Origin of the sequence: Cricetibacter osteomyelitidis, from assembly GCF_004340985.1 — a bacterium.
Taxonomy (GTDB): domain Bacteria; phylum Pseudomonadota; class Gammaproteobacteria; order Enterobacterales; family Pasteurellaceae; genus Cricetibacter; species Cricetibacter osteomyelitidis.
This window is the reverse complement of the sequence record NZ_SLYB01000052.1, coordinates 1-3629: the sequence shown is the minus strand read 5'-3', so window position 1 is coordinate 3629 and position 3629 is coordinate 1. Positions and strand designations below refer to the sequence as shown.

Sequence of the window (3629 nt, the reverse complement as noted above, 5' to 3'; positions counted from 1 at the left end):
TCGCTTTTAATGCCGAAAAGATAGCCGAGTAGCATTATCTTGAACAAACGAACGGGGTCAACGGCAGGACGACCGTTATCGTGGCAATACAGATGAGCGACTTCATCGCGGATAAACTCAAAATCAATGGCTTTAGCCACTTTGCGGACAAGATGGTCTTTGGGTACAAGTTGTTCGAGACTTATCATCTCGAGTTCATATTGTGGGGAGAGAGTGTTTTTGAGCATAGGCATTTCCTTTTCGATAGACCTATTAGAGCAAACCTCTAGATGTATGTCTAGAGGTTTGTCAGCGGTCTGAAATCCATTATAGTCACATATAATGGATTTTATTTTTTAAGATTAACCGACTACGGTTGGTAATAATCCGGCTTGGATAATAAATGGAATGGATGTGATGATGATGCCGAGAATGGCTGATAAGAGCAGTAGTAAGTTCCCGCCGGGTACGCGATACGCCAGATTCGGATGTAAGCGTCTGATTTTCCATACCAAGGCAGCAGGTAATACTACTGCATAGAAAGCAAACATTTGTCCGGCATAACCTAAGGCTAAAATAAAGCCCTTCGGATAGAAAAATGCGAATAAGAGCGGTGGGAAAAATGTGAGAATTCCCAAGCTGATTCTTCCGGCTTTGATCTTAAATACACGTTTCAGTAAGTCTTCGATACATTCCAATAATCCCAACGCAACCCCTAGGAATGAAGTAATAAGTGCCAGTGCAGAGAACACTTTCACTACGCTTGCGATAATGTCACTTCCTGTAACTTGACGTGTCGCTGCCACTAATCCATTTAGTGTCGGGTCATCTTGCAATATTTGTAAGAAGACGGATTGCGTTAAGACACCGTGAGTACCGAATTGCCAAATAATATATCCGATGAACGTAATTGCAGATCCTACGATAATAGATATACGCAGTGCTTTTACGTCGCCGTTCAGATATTTATTCAAACTCGGAATTGATCCGTGAAAACCGAATGAGGTGAAAAATACAGGACTGGCAGAAATTAATAAGGCATTATCAATCGGCATTGCCATTAAATTTGAAAACTGAATTTCAGGAACAATCAGCATTAACACGCCCGCTAATGCTACCAGCATAATAACAAATAAAATGCGGTTTAAAGCGTCCGTAGTTTTTGTGCCTATCACGATAAATGAACCGAATAAGGCAGTAAAAATACCGATAGATACTTTTGATTTTGTATCGGCATCGCCCATTTCAGGGAGAATTGTTGCCAATAATCCACCGCCGCCGGTAATATAAGCAGAGAGTAGTGCGTATAAGAAAATTAATAAGGCGGCAGTTGAAATAAATCGCCCTATCGAACCAAAATAAATCGCCGAGAGCGTCCCGATACCGGCATCACTTTCTGCGGTTTGATAAGCTTCAACAAATAGCAAGGCGCTGTAGGTTAATAAAACCCAAAGTGACAGTAATAATACGACGGTAAAGGTAAAACCAATACCTGCGGAGGTCAACGGCATCGCAAGCATACCGGCACCGATCATTGTACCGGATACTAATAGAGTGCTTCCCAAAGTTTTATTCATAATGCGATCTCCTTTTGTCTATATTTCATTCAATCAAAATGAATACAGCAAGACATAATGAATAACAAAAGGCATTGCCGTAGCAATGCCTTAATGAGAAAAATTACGCTTTAGGCTCAAAACGTGCCGTGAAGAAACGAAGCAGTTTCGGCTCATAAACCATATCCAAACCTTTAATTTCATGTCTGTGCTTATAAAGTTTAATAATACCTTCAGCTACATGGTCTAAGTGAGTGTAGGTATAAACACGACGAGGAATGGTTAAACGCACCAACTCAAGTTTTGGCGTATGGTTTTTACCGGTGACTTTATCGCGTCCTGCGGATACAATGCCGCGCTCCATGCTGCGAACACCGGATTCAATATAAATTTGAGCTGCCAACATTTGAGCCGGGAATTGCTCTTGCGGAATATGATCAAGGAATTTTTTTGCATCCAAGAATACCGCATGTCCGCCAACAGGTTTTACAATCGGTACACCCGCAGCTTCCAGTTTGTCTGCGAGGTAATAGCATTGTGCTACACGATGTTGGATGTAATGGAAATCAACAGATTCGGTGATCCCTACCGCCATAGCTTCCATATCACGACCGGCCAAACCACCGTAAGATGGCATGCCTTCAAATAAAACAACAAGTTCACAGGCTTTTTGATACAAGTCATCATCATTGAGACATAAGAAACCGCCGATATTTACCAAACAGTCTTTTTTACCGCTCATAGTACAGCCGTCAGCGTAACTCATCATTTCTTTTAAAATATCGCGAATGGTGGCATCCTTATACTCTTCTTCGCGTTCTTTAATGAAGTAAGCATTTTCTACGCAACGAGTGGCATCGAACATCACTTTAATACCATGTTTTGAACACAAGGTTTTTACTTCACGCATATTTGCCATGCTCACCGGTTGTCCACCCGCTAGGTTTACGGTCACCGCTAAGCAAATATAGGGGATTTTATCCGCGCCCACTTCATCAATTAATTTTTGTAATTTTTTTACATCAATATTACCTTTAAACGGTAAATCAATTTGGGAATCGTGTGCTTCGTCAATGATGATATCTGCAAATGTTGCACCGTTACGTTCTTGGTGAGCACGAGTTGTGGTGAAATACATGTTACCCGGCACATAGTCGCCCGGTTTGATCATTATGGTGGAAAGTAAGTTTTCCGCACCGCGTCCTTGGTGAGTCGGAACAACATATTTAAATCCATAGTATTCACGCACAACTTCTTGCAAATGTAAGAAGTTACGGCTACCGGCATAGGCTTCATCACCAATCATCAAGCCCGCCCATTGTTTATCACTCATAGCAGAAGTACCGCTATCGGTTAATAAATCAATATAGACTTCTTGTGAGTTTAATAAGAAAGTGTTATAACCGGCTTTTTTCATATAAGCTTCACGTTGTTCGCGAGTGGTCATAGCAATAGGTTCAACAGCTTTAATTTTGTACGGCTCTGCAGGATAGTGTTTCATATTAATATCTCCATATTGATAAATAAAAATAACTATTACAGAAAGACGACTAAGTTATTGTTATAGAAAGATAATAAACCTTTCTTACACCTTACTTTCGAAATGAAGTGTAAATTTATATTTACACCAGATCAACAGGTTTTTATCCGATTTTTGAATAAGATCACAAAATAAAAAATTATTTTTTTTATCTATTGAGCACCATATAGAGCATGATTATAATTGTGCGTCTTAATATACCTTTGGACTAAATTTTAATAAAAATAAAGGGGCTGTCCTGGATAACCAAGCTAAACTCCCTTTAATTAATTGTTTTAAAATGAATATTTAAGATTTGAAGTTGCCGTGATATCGGCTTCAATTTCCCTAGGTGTAATGGACAAAATAGTTGCTATAAAGTGTAATGAAGCCTGATAGTTAAGGCTTTAACCACACTTTTTCCCACATTTTTGTCTATTACACCAATAAACAAAGGATTAAGTTCATTGAACTTAATCCTCAGACCGCTGACAAACCTCTAGACATCCATCTAGAGGTTTGATCTAATAGGCATATCGAAAAAGGAAATGTCTATGCTCAAAAATACCGTCTCT

Annotated in this window: 3 protein-coding genes; all 3 read right to left on the bottom strand. The window is 39.5% G+C overall.

Going from position 1 to position 3629, the window contains the following annotated elements; translation table 11 throughout:
- A partial coding sequence (locus tag EDC44_RS12815) for a transposase (RefSeq protein ID WP_165870272.1) occupies positions 1-227 on the bottom strand: 227 nt, incomplete at its 3' end.
- A gap of 114 nt (positions 228-341) precedes the next feature.
- Positions 342-1556, bottom strand: coding sequence for an aromatic amino acid transporter (locus EDC44_RS12810; protein WP_131979777.1), 1215 nt, complete (start codon positions 1554-1556; stop codon positions 342-344).
- 103 nt (positions 1557-1659) lie between these two features.
- The gene (locus EDC44_RS12805) at positions 1660-3036 is read right to left on the bottom strand and encodes a tyrosine phenol-lyase (RefSeq protein ID WP_131979773.1); all 1377 of its coding nucleotides are present in this window, start codon (positions 3034-3036) and stop codon (positions 1660-1662) included.
- Positions 3037-3629: the final 593 nt, after the last annotated feature.